We start from the raw sequence: 17,616 nt of genomic DNA, 5'->3' as shown, positions 1-17,616 counted from the left end.
CACTACACCAACTGCAGGAGTCAATCCATGGCGCACCAGGAAGAAACTCTGGAGCGACGCACCGGCTGGCGGGAAACCGCCTTCGGGCGAACACGGTCTGGCAGACCGTCAGGGCGGATTGTAGCCCAGGCCCCACTCAGACAGCGCTTGCCTCATATCGCCTGGCACTGGCGCATGGAACTCGAGCGCCTGACCCGAGACCGGGTGCGCAAAAGACAGCCGGTACGCGTGAAGCGCCTGGCGCTCCATTCCAGCGGCGACAGCCCCCCCGTAAAGGACATCGGACACCAGCGGATGCCCCAGGGATGCCATGTGCACGCGAATCTGATGGGTGCGTCCCGTGTGCAGCGTGCACTCCACCCAGCAACCGAGGTCGTTGCCCACGAGCCAGCGCACATCCGTGCGCGCGGGTTTGCCAGCCTGGCTGTCGAGATTGACCACGGCCATGCGCAATCGGTTGCGCGGGTCGCGTCCGATGGGCGCCTGCACCGTGCGGCTGCGAGGCCCTGTCCACGGCCGGTGCGCCAGCGCCAGGTATTGCCGGTGCACAGATCGCGCGGCGATCATGCGCACCAGTGTGTCCATCGTGGACCGGTCCCTGGCGACCACCATCAAACCACTGGTGTCCTTATCCAGGCGGTGCACGATGCCCGCGCGGGGCACCAACTGCGCCTTTTCGTCGCGCGCCAAAAGCCCGTTCAGCAGCGTTCCACCCCAGTTGCCCGGCGCGGGATGGACGACCAGACCCGCCGGCTTGTTGATGACCAGCAGATGTTCGTCCTCGTAAACCACGTTGATGGGCAACGACTCGGGACGAAAAGCCTGGCTTTGTAGCGTCGGGCGCATTTCGATCACCACAACTTCGCCTGCCTTCACCCGGACAGATGCCTTGGTCGCAGGACGACCATTCAGCGATACCAGCCCCTGCAACAAAAGCTGCTGCAAATAGTTGCGGGAAAATTCGGGCACGAGTTCGACCAGTGCGCGGTCCAGGCGGGCCCCATGTTGGGCTACACCCACCTCCACTTGCCGCAGTTCGGATTCCGCCTCGGCGGGGCCACTGAATTCGTCCGCCAGGTCTAAGCCGTCAGCACCGTCTGCCGAGCCCACATCCTGACCTGCCTCGAGTGCTGGTCTTTCGTCGGGACGGCCCTTATGGGAAGCACCAGGCACGGCGGGCAGCGCGGCAGTGCGCACGCTCAACGCGCCGGCAAGTAACGGACAGGGTCAACGGGTTTGCCCTGGCGGCGAATCTCGAAGTGGAGCTTGACGCGATCCGCGTCCGTACTGCCCATTTCCGCAATTTTCTGCCCCCGCCGCACAGTCTGGTCTTCTTTGACCAGCAACGCCTGGTTGTGCGCGTAGGCGGTCAAAAAGGTGTTGTTGTGCTTCAGGATGACCAGATTGCCATAGCCCCGCAAACCGGCGCCTGCATAGACCACCCGCCCATCGGCGGCCGCAAGGACAGGGTCACCGGCCTTGCCTGCAATGTCGTAGCCCTTGTTGCGGGCCTCGTCAAACCCCGCCAGCAAGGTACCGGAGGCGGGCCAGATGAAAGGCACTTCATCTTCCGATGAAGCAGTTGCTGGAGCGGGTGTAGGGGCCGGGATGGGCGCGGGCACAGGTGACGCAGCCGCCGCGCTGGCGACCGGTTTGGGCGCACTGGCGGCCGACGAAGGGCTGACGGCCGACGAGGCGACAGGACGCGTCACCACGCCCGTTTCCGTGGCGGACGCTACGGCAGTGGCCGAGGGTGACACCACGCGCAGTACCTGCCCCACTTCGATCAGGTTGGCATTGTCGAGATTGTTCCAGCGCGCAATGTCCTTCCAGCCCTGACCATGTTCGAGGCCGATGCGAATCAGCGTATCTCCGGCCTTGACAGTGTAGTAACCCGGTTTTCCAGCGTTCTCGGCGCCCGGCAGTGGCTTGATAGGTGCCCCCCCCCCGAGAGACGATGAAGGCGCCGAAGATGTTCCACGATCCTCCACGGGAGCCTTCGTCATCCGGGTTCCGCAGCCGGCCAACACCAGCGCCGTCAACGTGACGGAAATCCCAACAACAAGACTACGCGATACCAACATAAGCAATCCCTTCAGGCAATCCCCGATTTTAGAGGGACAAAATGAACCGGCTCGAGAACGCTTTGTTTCAATCCGTGCGCGGTTTTGTCGATTACAAGCAACACTTGTTGCCCGCCCGCAAGCGCCATGGGCGCCACGAGACGCCCCCCAGGTGCCAGCTGATCGCACCAGGCCTGCGGCACGGCTTCGCCACCGGCGGCTGCGATGATGGCTGCATAGGGTGCGCCCTTGGCATAGCCTTGCATGCCATCGCCAAACAGCAAATGCACATTGGCCAGCCGCAGATGGCGCAGGTTGTCGCGCGCCTTTTCGTGCAGACCGCGCAGACGTTCGACCGAATACACCTCGCGTGCAATATGACTGAGCACCGCGGCCTGGTAGCCGCAACCGGTGCCGATTTCCAGCACCCGGCCCAGCCCGGCAGCGCGCGCGCCGTCGGCACCCAGCAGCAATTCGCACATGCGCGCCACCACGCTCGGCTTGGAGATGGTCTGCGCCAGCCCGATGGGCAAGCTGGTGTCTTCATACGCCTGGTTCACCAGCGCGCTGTCAACAAAGCGATGCCTTTCCACCGCCGCCATGGCGTGCAACACCGCCGGCGAGGAAATACCCCCTGCAGCCAGTTTTTGCACCATGCGGGCGCGCACCGCCGCCGAATCCAGCCCGACCCCCTGGGGGACTGCAGGCACCGCCGCCGAGCGCACGGACAGCGGAGCCACCCTGGAGGTGGCGCCTGCCGGAACATCCAGACGAGCAGGAAAACCGGGCCTACGCTGCATCACCGCTGCGCAGGCACTGAACCTGCTGCCACCAGGCGGGACGCGGTCTGCGCCCAATAGCCAAGATTGTCGTGGTCCGTGAGGTCCACCTTCAAAGGGGTGACAGACACATGTCCCTGGGCCGTGGCGTGAAAATCGGTGCCTTCAGCATCGTCCTTGGCCGCACCGGCGCCGCCAATCCAGTACATCACATCACCGCGCGGGCTTTCCTGCACGATCACTCGCTCGGCCGCATGGCGGCGCCCCAGCCGACACAGCTTCAGCGGGCGCAACGCGTCCAGCGGCATGTTCGGAATGTTGACGTTAAGCAGCCAGGGCGCGTCGGCCACCAGGTTCTGCGCCATCATCTGCGCAACGATTTCGCGCGTCTTGAGCGCCGCGGCCTCGATTTCGCCCCAGCCTTTGTCCACCTGGGAAATCGCCATGGCCGGAATGCCGAAAAGATACCCCTCCATGGCAGCGCCCACCGTGCCCGAATAGATGGTGTCATCGCCCATGTTGGCGCCATTGTTGATGCCGGACACCACCAGATCGGGGCGGTATCCGAGCAGCCCCGTGAGGGCAATGTGCACGCAGTCGGCCGGCGTGCCGTTCACATAGCGAAAGCCGTTGGCGGCCTGGTGCACATACAGGGGCGAATGCAGGGTCAGGGCGTTCGACTTGGCACTGTTGTTGTGCTCGGGCGCCACCACCTCCACGTCGGCGATGGTCTTGAGCGCTTCGTATATGGCCACGATGCCCGGGGCCTGGTAGCCATCATCGTTGGATAAGAGGATCTTCATGGTCACTGTGCGGATTGCAACCGATTGTAGGGGCCCGCCGGCCGCAACCTGCCCGTCGCTCGTGGGACATCGGGCGCCCGGGGGCCACCCCTATCATGCAGGCCACCATTGACAGGAGACACCCCATGCACGCTTGGCTTTGCACCAACCCCACCGGCGTTGACGCACTCACCTGGACCGAACTACCCACGCCCACGCCCCAAGCGGGCGAGGTGCTCATCGCGATCAAGGCCGCCAGCCTGAATTTTCCGGACCTGCTGATCGTGCAGAACAAGTACCAGATGAAGCCGCCCCTGCCCTTTGTGCCCGGCTCGGAATATGCCGGCGTGGTGCAGGCGGTGGGCGAAGGCGTCACGCACCTGCAGGTGGGGCAGCGCGTGGCCTGCCTGTCTGGCACCGGCGGCTTTGCCACCCACACCATTGCTCCGGCGGCCTTATGCATGCCGCTGCCCGAGGGGTTCTCGTTCGTGGATGCGGCGGCCTTCATCATGATCTACGCCACCTCGTACCACGCGCTGGTGGACCGCGCCCAGCTCAAGGCCGGAGAAACCGTGCTGGTGCTGGGCGCCGCCGGTGGCGTAGGCACGGCAGCCATCCAGATCGCCAAGGCCATGGGGGCGCGGGTGATTGCCGCCGCCTCCAGCGCCGAGAAATGCGCGCTGTGCACCTCGATTGGCGCCGACGCCACCATCAACTACAGCCAGGAAAACCTGCGCGAAGCCATCAAGACCCTGACCAATGGCAAGGGGCCGGACGTCATTTACGACCCCGTGGGCGGCGACTTTGCCGAGCCGGCCTTCCGCTCCATTGCGTGGCGCGGCCGCTATCTGGTGGTGGGCTTTGCCTCGGGGCCCATCCCGGCGCTGCCGTTCAACCTGGCACTGCTCAAGGGCGCGTCCATCGTGGGTGTGTTCTGGGGCGACTTTGCCAAGCGCGAGCCCAAGGCCAATGCCGCCATGATGGCCGAGCTGGCCCAGTGGTATGGCCAGGGCAAGGTCAAGCCCGTGATCGACCGCACCATGCCCATGGCGCAACTGCACGCGGCCTACACCCACATGGGCTCGCGCGGGGTGATGGGCAAGCTGGTCATGGTCAACTGAAATCGCGCCGCAAGGGCGGCGGGTGCGCGTTGCCTGGCGCCCGCCACGCTGTGTCACACTCGTGCACCACAGCCCCCTGACACGGATGCTCGCACATGGCGGACCGACAACCCTCTGAAATTGCCCGTGAAACGCTCAAGCAACTGGCTGTCCGCCGGCTCGCTCCCACACCAGACAACTATCTGGCGCTGTACGAAGAAATCGCCGGCGTCCGCACCCCGCCGGCTTTCCCAGAGGGGCCGCTACAGCACATTCTGAGAGTGCTGCCGGGCCAGACGCCGGCGCAAAAGCGGCTGCTGGGCCAGCTGGAGCGGGCCGTGGAAAACAAGGACTGGTCCGCCCTGCAAAGCGTTCTGGTGGGCTACGCCAATCTGGGGCTCAACCCGGCCACCGCCGAACCCGTGGTGGCCCAAACCACTGTGTTAACCATCCTGCCCGAAGACCTGGCAGAGCTGCTGGCCCGCCTGATCGACAACACCCTGCCGGCGCTGGGCGAAGAAGATGCCCGCGTGCATGAAATGGCCCGGCAGCTGACCCAATTGCTGCGCGAACCCGCACCGCCCGCCTCCACCGTGCAACTGATGCTGAGCAACTTCACCTACCGCCTGTCGTTTGCCACCGAGGACCAGGCCGCCATACGCGCCAGCCTGCTTGAGCTGCTGCACATGGTGTTCGAGAACATCGCCGCGCTGAGCGTGGAAGACCGCTGGCTCAACGGCCAGGCCGAGGCCCTCATGGCGGCCGCCACACCGCCGCTCACCCTGCGCCGGCTGGACGACGTGCAGCGGCGCCTGAAGGACGTCATCTTCAAGCAGACCGAGGCCCACGCCCGCGCCATGGAGGCCCAGGAGCAGATGAAGGACATGCTGTCCACCTTCATCGAGCGCCTGGCAAAGATCACCGACTCCAGCACCACCTACCAGGACACGATGGAGCGCTGCGCCGACCTCATCGGCAAGGCCAGCACCCTCGAAGAAATTGCCCCCGTCCTGCAGGAAGTGATGCAGGCCACCCGCTCCATGGCACTGGACAGCCGGGCCGCCCACGATGAGCTGCACGAATTGCGGGAGCGCACCGAACTCAAGCGCGCACAGGTCGCGCAGCTGCAGCAGGAGCTTGACCGCGCCAGCGCCCAGGCACGCCACGACCCGCTTACCGGCTCGCTCAACCGCAAGGGACTGGAAGAGGCCATGGAACGCGAGCTGGCCCGAGCAACCCGCACCGGTGCGCCGCTGTGCGTGGCTTTGCCCGATATCGACAACTTCAAAACCATCAACGACCGGCTTGGCCACAATGCCGGCGATGCGGCGCTGCTGCACCTGACCCAGGTCACCCGCGAAGTCATGCGCCCCCAGGACCTGCTGGCCCGCTATGGCGGCGAAGAATTCGTGCTGGTCTTGCCCGACACCACCGCTGCCAACGGCGTCGCCGCCATGACGCGCCTGCAGCGCGAGCTGACCACCCGCTTCTTTTTACAGGGCAAAGAAAAAGTGCTGATCACCTTCAGCGCCGGCGTGGCCCAGCTGGGCGAAGGCGAAACCAGTGCCGATGCCATCCGCCGGGCCGACAAAAGCATGTACCTGGCCAAGCGCTCGGGCAAGAACCGCGTCATGGCCGCGTGATGGCCGCCTGATCCACCCACCTGCCCCGCCCCCGCACCGTGACACCCCTGCAACGCCGCGCCTTCCTGCAGCGTGCAGCCCTGGTGGCCACTGCCGGCGCCCTGCCCCGCTGGGCCTGGAGCACCAGCCCGCTGCAGCACGACCCTTTTGCCCTGGGCGTGGCCAGCGGCGACCCCACACCCGACGGCGTGGTGCTCTGGACGCGGCTGCTGCCCACGCCGTCCGGCCCACTCACCACACCGCTCACGGTGCACTGGGAGCTGGCCGACGACCCGGCCTTCCGGCGCATCGTGCAGCGCGGGCAGGCCACGGCGCTGCCAGCCCTGGGCCACAGCGTGCATGTCGAGCTGACCGGGTTGGCCCCGGCCCGCTGGTACCACTACCGCTTCATGCTGGGCGACGCGGTTAGCGCCACGGGCCGCACCCGCACCACGCCCGCAGCCGATGCCCTGGACAGCCATCTGCGCCTGGCCTTTGCCTCGTGCCAGCGCTGGGAACACGGCCACTACGCCGCGTGGCGCCACCTGCGCGCCGACCAACCCGATCTGGTGCTGTTTTTGGGCGATTACATCTATGAATACGCATCACCGCCAGCCAGCACGGGCCTGGCCCGCGTGCACGCGCTGCGCCACGCCAGCACCCTGGCCGACTTTCGCGACCGCTACGCGCTGCACAAGAGCGACCCCGCCCTGCAGGCCGCCCATGCCGCCTGCCCCTGGGCCGTGACCTGGGACGACCATGAGGCGCAGAACGACTACGCCGGCGGGCAAGGCAAAGGCAGCCAGGGCGACCCGGCGGCTTTCCTGGCCCTGCGCAGCGCGGCCTGGCAGGCGTTTTACGAAAACATGCCCCTGCGCGCCGCCAGCCTGGTGGCGCCCGGCTTTGGCGCCCTGCAGGTGTACCGGCGCCTGCGCTGGGGCCGTCTGGCCCAGGTGCACCTGCTCGACACCCGCCAGCACCGCCAGTGGCAGGCCTGCCGCCCGGTTGACGCGGGCGGGGCCGCGGCCGTGCGCCCGCACGACTGCGCAGCCCTGGCCGACCCGCAACGCACCCTGCTGGGCGCCGCCCAGGAGCAGTGGCTTGATGCGGGCCTGGCCGCCGATGCCCAGCACGACCGCACCCGCTGGAGCGTGATCGCGCAGCAAACCCTGTTTTCGCCCCGCCGCTACCCCTCGGGCGTGGTCGCCACCGACAGCTGGGACGGCTACCCCGGCGCCCGCGCGCGCCTGCTGCAGTCGCTGGCCCGCCATGCGCCGCGCAACAGCGTGCTGCTGGGCGGCGACATCCACCAAAATTACGTCTGCCAGGTGCTCGCCGATGCCGGCTCAGACGGCCAGCCGCCTGCCGGGCCGGTGATCGCCAGCGAGTTCTGCGGCACCTCGATCAGTTCGCGCGCGGGCACCACGCAGGACAAGGTCGATGCCATCGCCCGCCACAACCCGCATGTGCTGCTGGCGCGCAGCGACCAGCGCGGCTACGGCCTGGCCGACATCACGCCGCAGCGCTGGACCACCACCTTGCGCGTGGTGAACGACCCCTTGCGCGCCGACAGTGGCGCGTCCACCCTGGCGCGCTTCGTGGTGGAAGACGGGCAGGCCGGGCCCGTGCCGGCATGAACCGATTAGCTCACTCATTGATAGCTATCAGCGCTTATCGGTAAAGCGCCGGAGGCCAAAAAGCCTCAAAACCAGCAGCACTGTTCCGCGATGTAACAAACACCGGGGGCCAGCCGCCCGCCCGCTACCATGGGTTCCCGCCCACCCCATGGAGAACGCAGGATGCCCAAGACCACACCCCTTCGCATTGCGCTGATCGCTGCAGCCGCCCTGCTGGCCGGCTGCAACAGCGCCCCGCCGCTGGCCTACACCGTGCCCAGTCAGCCCGAGGGCTCGTCGGGTACCACCGAAAAGCCGGGCTGGGCCACCGAGAAGTTTGCCGTGGCCGCCGCCAACCCGCTGGCCACCGACGCAGGCTACCAAGTGCTCAAGGCCGGCGGCTCGGCCATCGACGCGGCCATTGCCGTGCAGATGGTGCTGACGCTGGTGGAGCCCCAGTCCAGCGGCATTGGCGGCGGCGCCTTCCTGCTGCATGCCGCAGGCGCGCGGGTCGAGGCCTATGACGGGCGCGAAACAGCGCCTGCCGCGGCCACCGAAAAACTGTTCATCGGCGCAGACGGCAAGCCCCTGCCCTTCAACGACGCCGTGGTGGGCGGCCGCTCGGTGGGCGTGCCAGGCACGGTGCGCATGCTGGAGCTGGCGCACCGCGAGCACGGCAAGCTGGCCTGGGCGCAACTGTTCCAGCCCGCGATCCAGCTGGCCGAGGGCGGCTTCAAGGTCAGCGCCCGGCTCAACACCCTGTTGGCCAACGACAAATTCCTGTCGCAAGACCCGGTGGCCGCCGCCTACTTCTACGACGCCGCCGGCAAACCCTGGCCCGTGGGCCATGTGCTGAAGAACCCCGAGCTGGCTGCGGTGCTGCGGGCCATCGCCCGGCAGGGCTCCAAGGCGCTGCTCGAGGGCGACGTGGCCCAGGCCATCGTGGCCAAGGTGCGCACGCACCCCACCAACCCGGGCCAGCTCAGCCTGGCCGACCTGGCGGGCTACCAGCCGAAAAAACGCGAAGCCCTGTGCAGCAGCTACCAGGTCGCGCCCCACAACTACCGCGTGTGCGGCTTTCCGCCACCGAGCTCGGGCGCCATTGCCATCGGCCAGATCCTGGGCATCCTCAAGCACACCAACGCGGCCACCCTGCCGCTGCAGGACGGCCTGAACGGCCCCGCGCCCGGCGCCGACTGGCTGCACCTCTACACCGAGGCCGCGCGCCTGGCCTTTGCCGACCGCGCGCTCTACGTGGCCGACCCCGATTTCGTGCAGCCCCCCGCTGGCAGCTGGATGAGCCTGCTGGAGCCCGCCTATCTGGCCAGCCGCGCCCAGCTGATCGGCGCGCAAAGCATGAAGGTGGCGCAACCCGGCACACCGGGCGCCGTGCGCACCAGCTTGGCCCCCATGCCCGACCAGCCCGAGTACGGCACCAGCCACATCAGCATCGTGGACGCCTTCGGCAATGCGGTGGCCATGACGACCACCATCGAGGACCAGTTCGGCTCGCGCCAGATGGTGACCACCAACGCCGCGCGCAGCGGGGGCTTTTTGCTCAACAACGAACTCACCGACTTCAGCTTTGCCCCCACCGACGCGCAGGGCCAGCCCATTGCCAACCGCGTGCAGCCGGGCAAGCGCCCGCGCTCGTCGATGGCGCCCACGCTGGTGTTCGACCAGGCCAGCGGCGAGCTCTTGATGAGCGGCGGCAGCCCCGGCGGCGCGGCCATCATCCACTACACGGCCAAGACACTGTATGGCGTTTTCAACTGGGGCCTGATGCCCCAGCAGGCCATCAACCTGCCCAACTTCGGCTCCATGAACGGCCCCACGCTGCTGGAAGAAAACCGCTTTCCGCCCGCCACGGTGCAGGCCCTGCGCGCACGCGGCGCCGAGGTACGCGAGATGAACATGACCAGCGGCCTGCAGGCCATCACCCGCGGCCAGGCCCATGGCCAAAAGATCTGGCTGGGCGGCGCCGACCCACGGCGCGAAGGCGTGGTGATGGGCGACTGAGCGAGTTTTTTTAAGGCAAATGAGGCTCCAGCGCTTTCAGAGCAAGCGCTAGAAGCTATTGAAAAAATAGCAAAACCCGCAACCACCCCACCAAAGTCACCAGAACGCACCGGGGGCGACAACCCCGCCCCTTATGCGGCTTGCAGCAACGCCAGCGCCTGCGGCAAATGGGCGGCAATGGCGGCGGGGTGCGGCTCTGGCAGGCGGGGCACATGGCCCAGGAAGGGCGCTTGCAGGCCGGCCTCCAGCGCAGCCAGGTTGTCCGCCACATGCGGCATGGCGGCATCGACGGTGTTGGCCACCCAGCCGGCCAGGCGCAGGCCGCGCGCACGCACGGCTTCGGCGGTGAGCAGCGCATGGTTGATGCAGCCCAGGCGCAGGCCCACCACCAGCACCACCGGCAGCCCCAGGTCCACCGCCAGGTCGGCGGTGTCCCAGCCCGGAATGAGCGGCACGCGAAAGCCGCCCACGCCTTCGACGAACGCCATGTCGGCCCGCGCGGCCACGCCGCGCACGGCGGCCAGCAGCGTCTCGCGCACGATAGCGCGGCCCTCCAGGCGCGCGGCGATGTGCGGCGCGCAGGGCGTGCGCAGCTGCAGCGGGCCGACCTCGTCGTCGCGCAGGTCCATGTTGCTGGCCGCGCGCAGGCGCAGCACGTCTTCGTTGACCCAGCGGCCGTCCACGCAGTCCTGCCCCGCCGCCAGCGGCTTGATGGCGGCCGCACGCAGGCCCGACTGCGCTGCCAGGTGCGTGAGCGCGGCGGTGATGGCGGTCTTGCCGATCTCGGTGTCGGTGCCGGTGATGAAAAATGCCCCCCACGCTCCGCCGCTTCGCGGGTCGCTGCCCCCCCGAGGGGGTTGCTTTTCATCTTGGGGCGGCCCGGCGATGGGAAAGGCCCCCCACGCTCCGCCGCTTCGCGGGTCGCTGCCCCCCCGAGGGGGTTGCTTTTCATCTTGGGGCGGCCCGGCGCTGAAAAAGCCGTTTGTCATGCCAGCTCCTGCGCCGCATCGGCCAGTGCGGCCAGCAGGCGGTCGATGTCGGCCGCGCTGTGCGTGCCGCACAGCGTGATGCGCAGGCGCGCCGTGCCCGGGGCCACGGTGGGCGGGCGGATGGCCGGCACGCGCAGGCCGGCGCGGTCGAGGATGGCGGCCACCCGCAGCGCGGCGGCGTTTTCGCCAATGATGAGTGGCTGGATGGGCGTGTCCGACGCCACCAGCCGCCAGCCCAGGCGCGGATGGCGCGCCAGCAATTCGTCCACGCCAGCGCGCAGCTGCGCCTGCAGGTGCACGAGGTTGGCGCGGCGCTGCGCGCCCTCGTCGCCCGCCATCAGCGCCAGGCTTTGCAGCAGCGCATGGGCCACGGCGGGCGGCGCGGCGGTGGTGAAGATGTAGGCCCGCGCGGCCTGGATCAGGTATTGGATGACGGTGGGGTGCGCCGCCACAAAGGCCCCGGCCACCCCGGCGGCCTTGCCCAGCGTGCCCACCATGATCAGCCGCTCACTGCGCAGGCCAAAGTGCGCCAGCGTGCCGCGCCCCTGCGGCCCCAGCACGCCAAAGCCATGGGCATCGTCCACCACCAGCCAGGCGTCGTGCCGTTCGGCCAGCGCCAGCAGGGCATTGAGCGGGGCCACGTCGCCATCCATGCTGAACACCGCATCGGTGACGATCAACTTGATGCGGGCCGTGCACGCGCCCAGCAGCGCGTCAAGCTGCGCCACGTCGCAGTGGGCGTAGCGCTGCACCGGCGCCTTGGCCAGGCGCGCGCCGTCGATCAGCGAGGCGTGGTTGAGTTCTTCCGAAAAAATCACCGCATCGGCATCGCCCAGGGCCGTCAGCACCGCCAGGTTGGCCATGAAGCCGGTGCAAAAAAACAGCGCCTCGGCGTTCGGAATGGCGGGCGCCACCGTGGCCGCCAGGGCACGCTCCAGCGCCGCATGCGCACTCGAATGCCCGCTGATGAGGTGCGACGAGCCCGAGCCAGCACCATACAGGCGCGCGCCCTCGGCCAGCGCCTCGGCCAGCGCGGGGTGGGCGGCCAGGCCCAGGTAGTCGTTGCTGCAGAACATCAGCAGCTCGCGCGATTGCCCATCGGCACCGCGCACACGCTGCACCGGCGCGGTGGCGCTTTCGGCTTCGCGCAGCACGCGTGTCAGGTCCTTGGCGGCGATGGCCTGCAGTTTGTAGTTCAGGTGGTCAAGCAGCATGGTCGATTACCTCCGCCAGCGTGGCCATCACGGCCTGAAAAAGGAACTGCGCCGTGGGCGCATCGATGAGATAAGGCGGCATCAGGTAAACGGTGGCGCCGATGGGACGGATCAGCAGTTCGTGCGCACGGGCCGCCAGGTGAAAGCGCTCGGCAAACCGCTCACCAGGCTCGCGCACATCGAACGCCAGGATCATGCCGCGCTGGCGCAGGTGGTGCACGCGCGGGTCGGTGGCCAGCGGCGCGAAGGCCTCGGCCAGCAGCCGGGCCTGCACACGGTTCTTCTCCAGCACCTGGTCGGCGGCAAAGCGGTCGAGCACGGCATTGGCCGCCGCGCAGGCCAGGGCATTGCCGGTGTAGGAATGCGAGTGCAGAAAGCCGCGCCCGACCTGCTCGCTCCAGAAGCTCTGGTACACCGTTTCGGTGGTCAGCACCAGCGACAGCGGCAGCGTGCCGCCGCTGATGCCCTTGGACAGCGTGATGAAGTCGGGCCAGCCGCACGCGCCCTGCTCAAACGCAAAGAAGCTGCCGCTGCGCCCGCAGCCCACCGCGATCTCGTCGGCGATGAGGTGGATGCCGAACTCGTCGCACAAGGCCCGCACGGCGCGCAGGTACGAGGGCTCGTGCATCGCCATGCCGGCGGCGCACTGCACCAGCGGCTCGATGATGAGGGCGGCCACCTGGCCGCGCCGCTCGGTCAGCACGCGGCGCAGGTCGGCCAGCGCGCGGGCCTCGGCGTCCGGGCCCTGGCGCGTGTCGGGCGAATCGACGATGTGAGCGCGCATCAGCAACGGGTCGTAGGCATCGCGGAACACCGCCACGTCGGTCACGGCCAGCGCGCCGATGGTTTCGCCGTGGTAGCCGTTGCGCAGGCAGACAAACTCGCGCTTGTCCGCCTGGCCCCGGTTGCACCACGAGTGAAAGCTCATCTTCAGCGCGATCTCGACGGCCGAGGCGCCGTCGCTGGCAAAGAAGGCGTGGCCCAGCGCGCCGCCAGTCAGGGCCGAGAGCTTTTCCGCCAACTCGACCGCGGGCGCATGGGTGCAACCGGCCAGCATCACATGGGGCAGGGTTTCGAGCTGCTGCGTGATGGCGGCGCGGATGCCGGCATCCGAGTGCCCGAACAGGTTGACCCACCAGGAGCTGTTGGCGTCGAAATAGCGCCGGCCTTCCAGATCGAAAAGCCAGGGGCCCTCGCCCCGGGCAATGGCCAGCGGCGGGGTGACGGCGGCGCGCGCCATCTGGGTGCAGGGGTGCCAGACCGCAGCCAGGCTGCGGGCAGCCAGTTCAGGGGAGTTCAGGGACTTCAATCAACAACTCACTCGCCCGGGCAACCGGGCACGGATGGAGGGCAGGCGCAACCCATGGGCGCAGGGGGATGAAAAACCGCGGCAAGTATCGCACCCGGTCTTCACGGTGCTTGCGCAGCGTGATCCGAGCACCCGGGCAGGCGGGGCAAAATTTGAACGAAATAGGGCTATAGCCCTTATGCATAAAGCGCTGACAGCTATATAAAAAAGAGCACCCAACGGTGCTCTTTGCGAGGTCGACCGAGCTGGCTCGGTCAGACGTTGATCGCCGTGGCCGAGCCGGCCTGCTTGCGCAGCTCGAACTTCTGGATCTTGCCCGTGGCGGTTTTGGGGATTTCGCCAAACACCACGGCGCGCGGCACCTTGAAGCCGGCCAGGTGCTTTTTGCAGTGCTGCACGATGTCATCGGCGGTGGTCTGCGCGCCGGCTTTCAGCTCAACGAAGGCGCAGGGGGTTTCGCCCCACTTCGCGTCGGGCTTGGCCACCACGGCGGCGGCCAGCACGTCGGGATGGCGGTAGAGCACGTCTTCGACCTCGATGGACGAGATGTTCTCGCCGCCCGAGATGATGATGTCCTTGCTACGGTCCTTGATCTTGATGTAGCCGTCGGGGTACTGCACGGCCAGATCACCGCTGTGGAACCAGCCGCCGGCAAAGGCTTCTTCGGTGGCCTTGGGGTTCTTGAGGTAACCCTTCATGGCAATGTTGCCCTTGAACATGATCTCGCCCATGGTTTCGCCGTCCCAAGGCACGGGGTGCAGGGTTTCGGGGTCGAGCACCTGCACATCACGCTGCAGGTGGTAGCGCACGCCCTGGCGGGCATTGAGGCGGGCGCGCTCGCCGATGTCAAGGTCGTTCCACGCACCGTGCTGGGCGCACACCGTGGCGGGGCCATACACCTCGGTCAGGCCATAGACATGGGTCAGATCGAACCCCAGTTTTTCCATGCCCTCGATCATCGAAGCCGGCGGCGCGGCACCGGCCACCATGGCTTTCACGCCCGAGGGCAGGCCCACTTTCAGGGCGGCGGGCGCGTTGACCAGCAGGCCGTGCACGATGGGCGCGCCGCAGTAGTGCGTGACGCCATGGTTGCGGATGGCATCAAAAATCGCCTGCGCCTCCACCCGGCGCAGGCAGACGTTGACACCGGCGCGCGCCGCCACCGTCCACGGAAAACACCAGCCGTTGCAGTGGAACATGGGCAGCGTCCACAGATAGACGGCGTGCTTGGGCATGTCCCACTCCAGCACGTTGCTGATGGCGTTGGTGGCCGCGCCCCGGTGGTGGTAGACCACGCCCTTGGGGTTGCCGGTGGTGCCGGACGTGTAGTTGAGGGCAATGGCATCCCATTCGTCGGCGGGCAGCTGCCAGGCGAATTGCGGATCGCCGCCGGCCAGAAATTCTTCATACGTGCGCTGACCCAGGCGCTGGCTGGCGGGGCCATACAGCGCGTCTTCCACATCAATCAGCAGCAGCGGCACCTGGCTCTGGCGCAGCGCCAGGGCCTTGGCCATGGTGCCCGCGAACTCGGGGTCCACGATCACGGCCTTGGCCTCGCCGTGGTCGAGCATGAAGGCGATGGCCTCAGGGTCGAGCCGGGTGTTCAACGCGTTGAGCACGGCCCCCGCCATAGGCACGCCAAAGTGCGCCTCCACCATGGGCGGGGTGTTGGGCAGCATCACGGCCACGGTGTCGTTCTTGCCAATGCCCGAGCGTGCCAGCGCGCTGGCCAGCTGGCGGCAGCGCGCGTAGGTCTGGGCCCAGGTCTGGCGCAGATCGCCATGCACGATGGCCAGGCGGTCGGGGTAGACCTCGGCGGTGCGCTCGATGAAGCCCAGGGGCGACAGGGGCGCGAAGTTGGCCTCCGTGCGGGGCAGGTGCTGGTCGTAGATGCTGGTCATGATGGGCTCTCCGATTCGGAACCCTCGCACTGTATCCGCCCTCTGATCGGCCGGCGCTGGGGAAGACCTCGAGACCACGGATATGGACGCTATCGTGCGCGTGCGCCGTCGCAGACCCTGCGGCTGAGGCGCGCGGGCCGGATCGTTCAAAATACCCGGGTGTCCATCCCCCAATCTTTCATCCAGGAACTGCTCGCCCGCGTTGACGTGGTGGACATCGTGGGCCGCTACGTTCAGCTCAAGAAAGGCGGCGCCAATTTCATGGGGCTGTGCCCCTTTCATGGCGAAAAATCGCCTTCCTTCAGCGTCAGCCCCGCCAAGCAGTTCTATCACTGCTTTGGCTGTGGCAAGAACGGCAACGCCATCAGCTTTCTGATGGAGCATGCCGGCATGGGCTTCGTCGAGGCCGTGCAGGATCTGGCCCAGCAGGTGGGCCTGCAGGTGCCCGACGATGACATTTCCCCCCAGGAAAAAGAGCGCGCCGCCGCCGCCCGGCAAAAGCAGGCCACGCTGACCGATGTGCTCGAAAAGGCCGCCGAGGCCTATCGCCAGCAGTTGCGCATATCGCCCCGCGCCGTGGCGTATTTCAAGGGCCGGGGCGTGTCGGGTGCGGTAGCCAAGCGCTATGGGCTGGGCTATGCGCCCGAAGGCTGGCGCAGCCTGGCCAGCGTTTTTCCGCACTACGACGACCCGCTGCTCGAAGAAAGCGGGCTGGTCATCGTCAATGACGATGACGGCGGCAAACGCTACGACCGTTTCCGCGACCGGGTGATGTTTCCCATCCGCAACGTCAAGGGCGAGTGCATCGGCTTTGGCGGCCGGGTGCTGGGCGATGACAAGCCCAAATACCTCAACTCGCCCGAAACCCCGGTGTTCCACAAGGGCCGCGAGCTCTATGGCCTGTTCGAGGCGCGCACCGCCATCCGCGAGCAGGGCTTTGCACTGGTGACCGAGGGCTACATGGACGTGGTGGCGCTGGCGCAACTGGGTTTCCCGAACGCCGTGGCCACGCTGGGCACGGCCTGCACGCCCGAACATGTGCAAAAACTGCTGCGCTTCACCGAATCGGTGGTGTTCAGCTTTGATGGCGACGCCGCCGGCCGCCGGGCAGCCCGCAAGGCACTTGACGGCGCCCTGCCCCATGCCAGCGACACGCGCAGCATCAAGTTTCTGTTCCTGCCACCCGAGCACGACCCCGACAGCTTTGTGCGCGCCCATGGCGCCGACGCCTTTGGCCGCCACATTCGCGATGCCGTTCCGCTGAGCCGCTTCCTGATCGAAGCCGCCAGCGAAAGCTGCGACCTGGGCACGGCAGAGGGCCGCGCGCACATGGCCAGCAATGCCCGGCCGCTGTGGAGCGCCCTGCCCGAAGGCGTGCTGAGGCGCCAGGTGCTCACCGAGCTGGCCCAGCTGGCCCAACTCGACGCCCACGACCTGGCCGACCTCTGGAGCAAGACCGCCTCCCAGGAGGCAGCGCGCCAAACCGGCGCCAGCGCCTCGCAGCGCCATGCTGCCGCCCCAGCGGATGAACCTCCGTGGGGCGTGCCTGCCGAACCCGGCTGGCAGACACCCGGCGGCGGCGCATACGCCTCGCCCCAAAAGCCGCCCTACCGCAAAAGCGGCGACTGGAAGGGCGGCAGCTGGAAAAAGAAGGACGCCGCGCCCTGGCCGCCCCAGCCGCGCCTGCCGCGCACGCCCACCGCCAGCCGCGCAGACCACGCCGCACGGCTGCTGTTGTCGCATATGGCATTCCTGGACGACCTGACGCACGACGACCAAGCCGCGCTGTGCGCCCTGCCCGCCCCGCATGGCCCGCTGTTCAGCTGGCTGGAAGGGCAGTTTCACGAGCACGGCCCGCTGGCCTGGGCCCTGCTGCGGGAAAGCCTGCGCGGCCACCCCTGTGAGGCCCTGGCGGTGAAAGTGATGACCGGCGCGCACGCGCAGACCGAGGGCGATCTGCACGAATTGCGGCTGGAGCTGCGCGATCTTCTGAACCGCATGCTGATCGAAGACATCAACGCCCAGCAAAAGGCCCTGATCCTGCTGGCGGCACAAGACCCCACGGCGCTGGAACGCTACCGCGCCCTGGAACAGCGGCGCAACGCGCTGCAGGGCATATTGCCGCGCGCCCCTTGAAATCCCGTGCCGTCGGTATAATGTAGGGTTTTTCGGCAAGAGCGACAGCAGCACCTCCGAGCCGGGCCACGCATACAGCCGCGCAC

13 protein-coding genes are annotated in these 17,616 nt (G+C 67.6%); 5 read left to right on the top strand and 8 right to left on the bottom strand.

Going from position 1 to position 17,616, the window contains the following annotated elements; genetic code table 11:
- Positions 1-108: 108 nt before the first annotated feature.
- From CCX87_RS06135 to surE, 4 genes are all read right to left on the bottom strand, one after another.
- On the bottom strand, positions 109-1,110 hold the full coding sequence (locus CCX87_RS06135) for an RluA family pseudouridine synthase (protein WP_087748204.1): 1,002 nt from the start codon (positions 1,108-1,110) through the stop codon (positions 109-111).
- Between the two features lie 89 nt (positions 1,111-1,199).
- Entirely contained in the window at positions 1,200-2,084 is an 885-nt protein-coding gene (locus CCX87_RS06130; protein WP_087744652.1) for a peptidoglycan DD-metalloendopeptidase family protein, read from the bottom strand.
- An 11-nt stretch (positions 2,085-2,095) separates the two neighbouring features.
- Positions 2,096-2,863: a protein-L-isoaspartate(D-aspartate) O-methyltransferase gene (locus CCX87_RS06125; protein ID WP_087744649.1), complete on the bottom strand. Its 768-nt coding sequence runs from the start codon at positions 2,861-2,863 to the stop codon at positions 2,096-2,098.
- Positions 2,863-3,645 (bottom strand): 5'/3'-nucleotidase SurE, encoded by a 783-nt coding sequence (gene surE, locus CCX87_RS06120; protein ID WP_087744647.1) that lies wholly within the window; start codon positions 3,643-3,645, stop codon positions 2,863-2,865. Before surE ends, CCX87_RS06125 begins: the two co-directional genes overlap by 1 nt.
- 125 nt (positions 3,646-3,770) lie before the next feature.
- Between surE and CCX87_RS06115 the strand changes: the two genes are divergently transcribed.
- The 4 genes from CCX87_RS06115 to CCX87_RS06100 all read left to right on the top strand — a co-directional run bounded on the left by CCX87_RS06115 (position 3,771) and on the right by CCX87_RS06100 (position 9,981).
- Positions 3,771-4,745: an NADPH:quinone oxidoreductase family protein gene (locus CCX87_RS06115; protein ID WP_087744644.1), complete on the top strand. Its 975-nt coding sequence runs from the start codon at positions 3,771-3,773 to the stop codon at positions 4,743-4,745.
- A gap of 95 nt (positions 4,746-4,840) precedes the next feature.
- Positions 4,841-6,367: a GGDEF domain-containing protein gene (locus CCX87_RS06110; RefSeq protein ID WP_087744641.1), complete on the top strand. Its 1,527-nt coding sequence runs from the start codon at positions 4,841-4,843 to the stop codon at positions 6,365-6,367.
- A 38-nt stretch (positions 6,368-6,405) separates the two neighbouring features.
- Positions 6,406-7,983, top strand: coding sequence for an alkaline phosphatase D family protein (locus CCX87_RS06105; protein ID WP_087744638.1), 1,578 nt, complete (start codon positions 6,406-6,408; stop codon positions 7,981-7,983).
- 162 nt (positions 7,984-8,145) lie between these two features.
- Complete coding sequence (locus CCX87_RS06100; protein WP_087744635.1) at positions 8,146-9,981, top strand: gamma-glutamyltransferase family protein; 1,836 nt, start codon at positions 8,146-8,148, stop codon at positions 9,979-9,981.
- A 131-nt stretch (positions 9,982-10,112) separates the two neighbouring features.
- On the opposite strand, the gene bioD is transcribed toward CCX87_RS06100, so the two are convergent.
- From bioD to CCX87_RS06080, 4 genes are all read right to left on the bottom strand, one after another.
- Positions 10,113-10,970: a dethiobiotin synthase gene (gene bioD / locus CCX87_RS06095; RefSeq protein WP_087744633.1), complete on the bottom strand. Its 858-nt coding sequence runs from the start codon at positions 10,968-10,970 to the stop codon at positions 10,113-10,115.
- Entirely contained in the window at positions 10,967-12,184 is a 1,218-nt protein-coding gene (gene bioF / locus CCX87_RS06090) for an 8-amino-7-oxononanoate synthase (protein WP_087744631.1), read from the bottom strand. Before bioF ends, bioD begins: the two co-directional genes overlap by 4 nt.
- The gene (gene bioA, locus CCX87_RS06085; protein WP_087744629.1) at positions 12,174-13,493 is read right to left on the bottom strand and encodes an adenosylmethionine--8-amino-7-oxononanoate transaminase; all 1,320 of its coding nucleotides are present in this window, start codon (positions 13,491-13,493) and stop codon (positions 12,174-12,176) included. The genes bioF and bioA overlap by 11 nt, the downstream gene beginning before the upstream one ends.
- A 254-nt stretch (positions 13,494-13,747) precedes the next feature.
- Positions 13,748-15,394: an acyl-CoA synthetase gene (locus tag CCX87_RS06080; protein WP_087744627.1), complete on the bottom strand. Its 1,647-nt coding sequence runs from the start codon at positions 15,392-15,394 to the stop codon at positions 13,748-13,750.
- Between the two features lie 159 nt (positions 15,395-15,553).
- Here CCX87_RS06080 and dnaG point away from each other — a divergent pair, with 159 nt between their 5' ends.
- The gene (gene dnaG / locus CCX87_RS06075) at positions 15,554-17,530 is read left to right on the top strand and encodes a DNA primase (RefSeq protein WP_087744625.1); all 1,977 of its coding nucleotides are present in this window, start codon (positions 15,554-15,556) and stop codon (positions 17,528-17,530) included.
- The last annotated feature ends 86 nt before the right edge of the window (positions 17,531-17,616 follow it).

This window comes from Acidovorax sp. T1 (assembly GCF_002176815.1).
In the GTDB taxonomy this organism is placed as follows: domain Bacteria; phylum Pseudomonadota; class Gammaproteobacteria; order Burkholderiales; family Burkholderiaceae_C; genus Acidovorax.
The sequence above is the reverse complement of the archived record's forward strand: the minus strand, read 5'-3'. Positions and strand labels throughout refer to the sequence as shown.

Bases quoted from the DNA above. Each gene is read 5' to 3' on its own strand.
- bioD (WP_087744633.1), bottom strand. From the start codon at position 10,970: ATGACAAACGGCTTTTTCAGCGCCGGGCCGCCCCAAGATGAAAAGCAA.
- bioF (WP_087744631.1), bottom strand. From the start codon at position 12,184: ATGCTGCTTGACCACCTGAACTACAAACTGCAGGCCATCGCCGCCAAG.
- CCX87_RS06080 (WP_087744627.1), bottom strand. From the start codon at position 15,394: ATGACCAGCATCTACGACCAGCACCTGCCCCGCACGGAGGCCAACTTC.
- CCX87_RS06110 (WP_087744641.1), top strand. From the start codon at position 4,841: ATGGCGGACCGACAACCCTCTGAAATTGCCCGTGAAACGCTCAAGCAA.
- CCX87_RS06100 (WP_087744635.1), top strand. From the start codon at position 8,146: ATGCCCAAGACCACACCCCTTCGCATTGCGCTGATCGCTGCAGCCGCC.
- surE (WP_087744647.1), bottom strand. From the start codon at position 3,645: ATGAAGATCCTCTTATCCAACGATGATGGCTACCAGGCCCCGGGCATC.
- CCX87_RS06130 (WP_087744652.1), bottom strand. From the start codon at position 2,084: ATGTTGGTATCGCGTAGTCTTGTTGTTGGGATTTCCGTCACGTTGACG.
- CCX87_RS06115 (WP_087744644.1), top strand. From the start codon at position 3,771: ATGCACGCTTGGCTTTGCACCAACCCCACCGGCGTTGACGCACTCACC.
- CCX87_RS06125 (WP_087744649.1), bottom strand. From the start codon at position 2,863: ATGCAGCGTAGGCCCGGTTTTCCTGCTCGTCTGGATGTTCCGGCAGGC.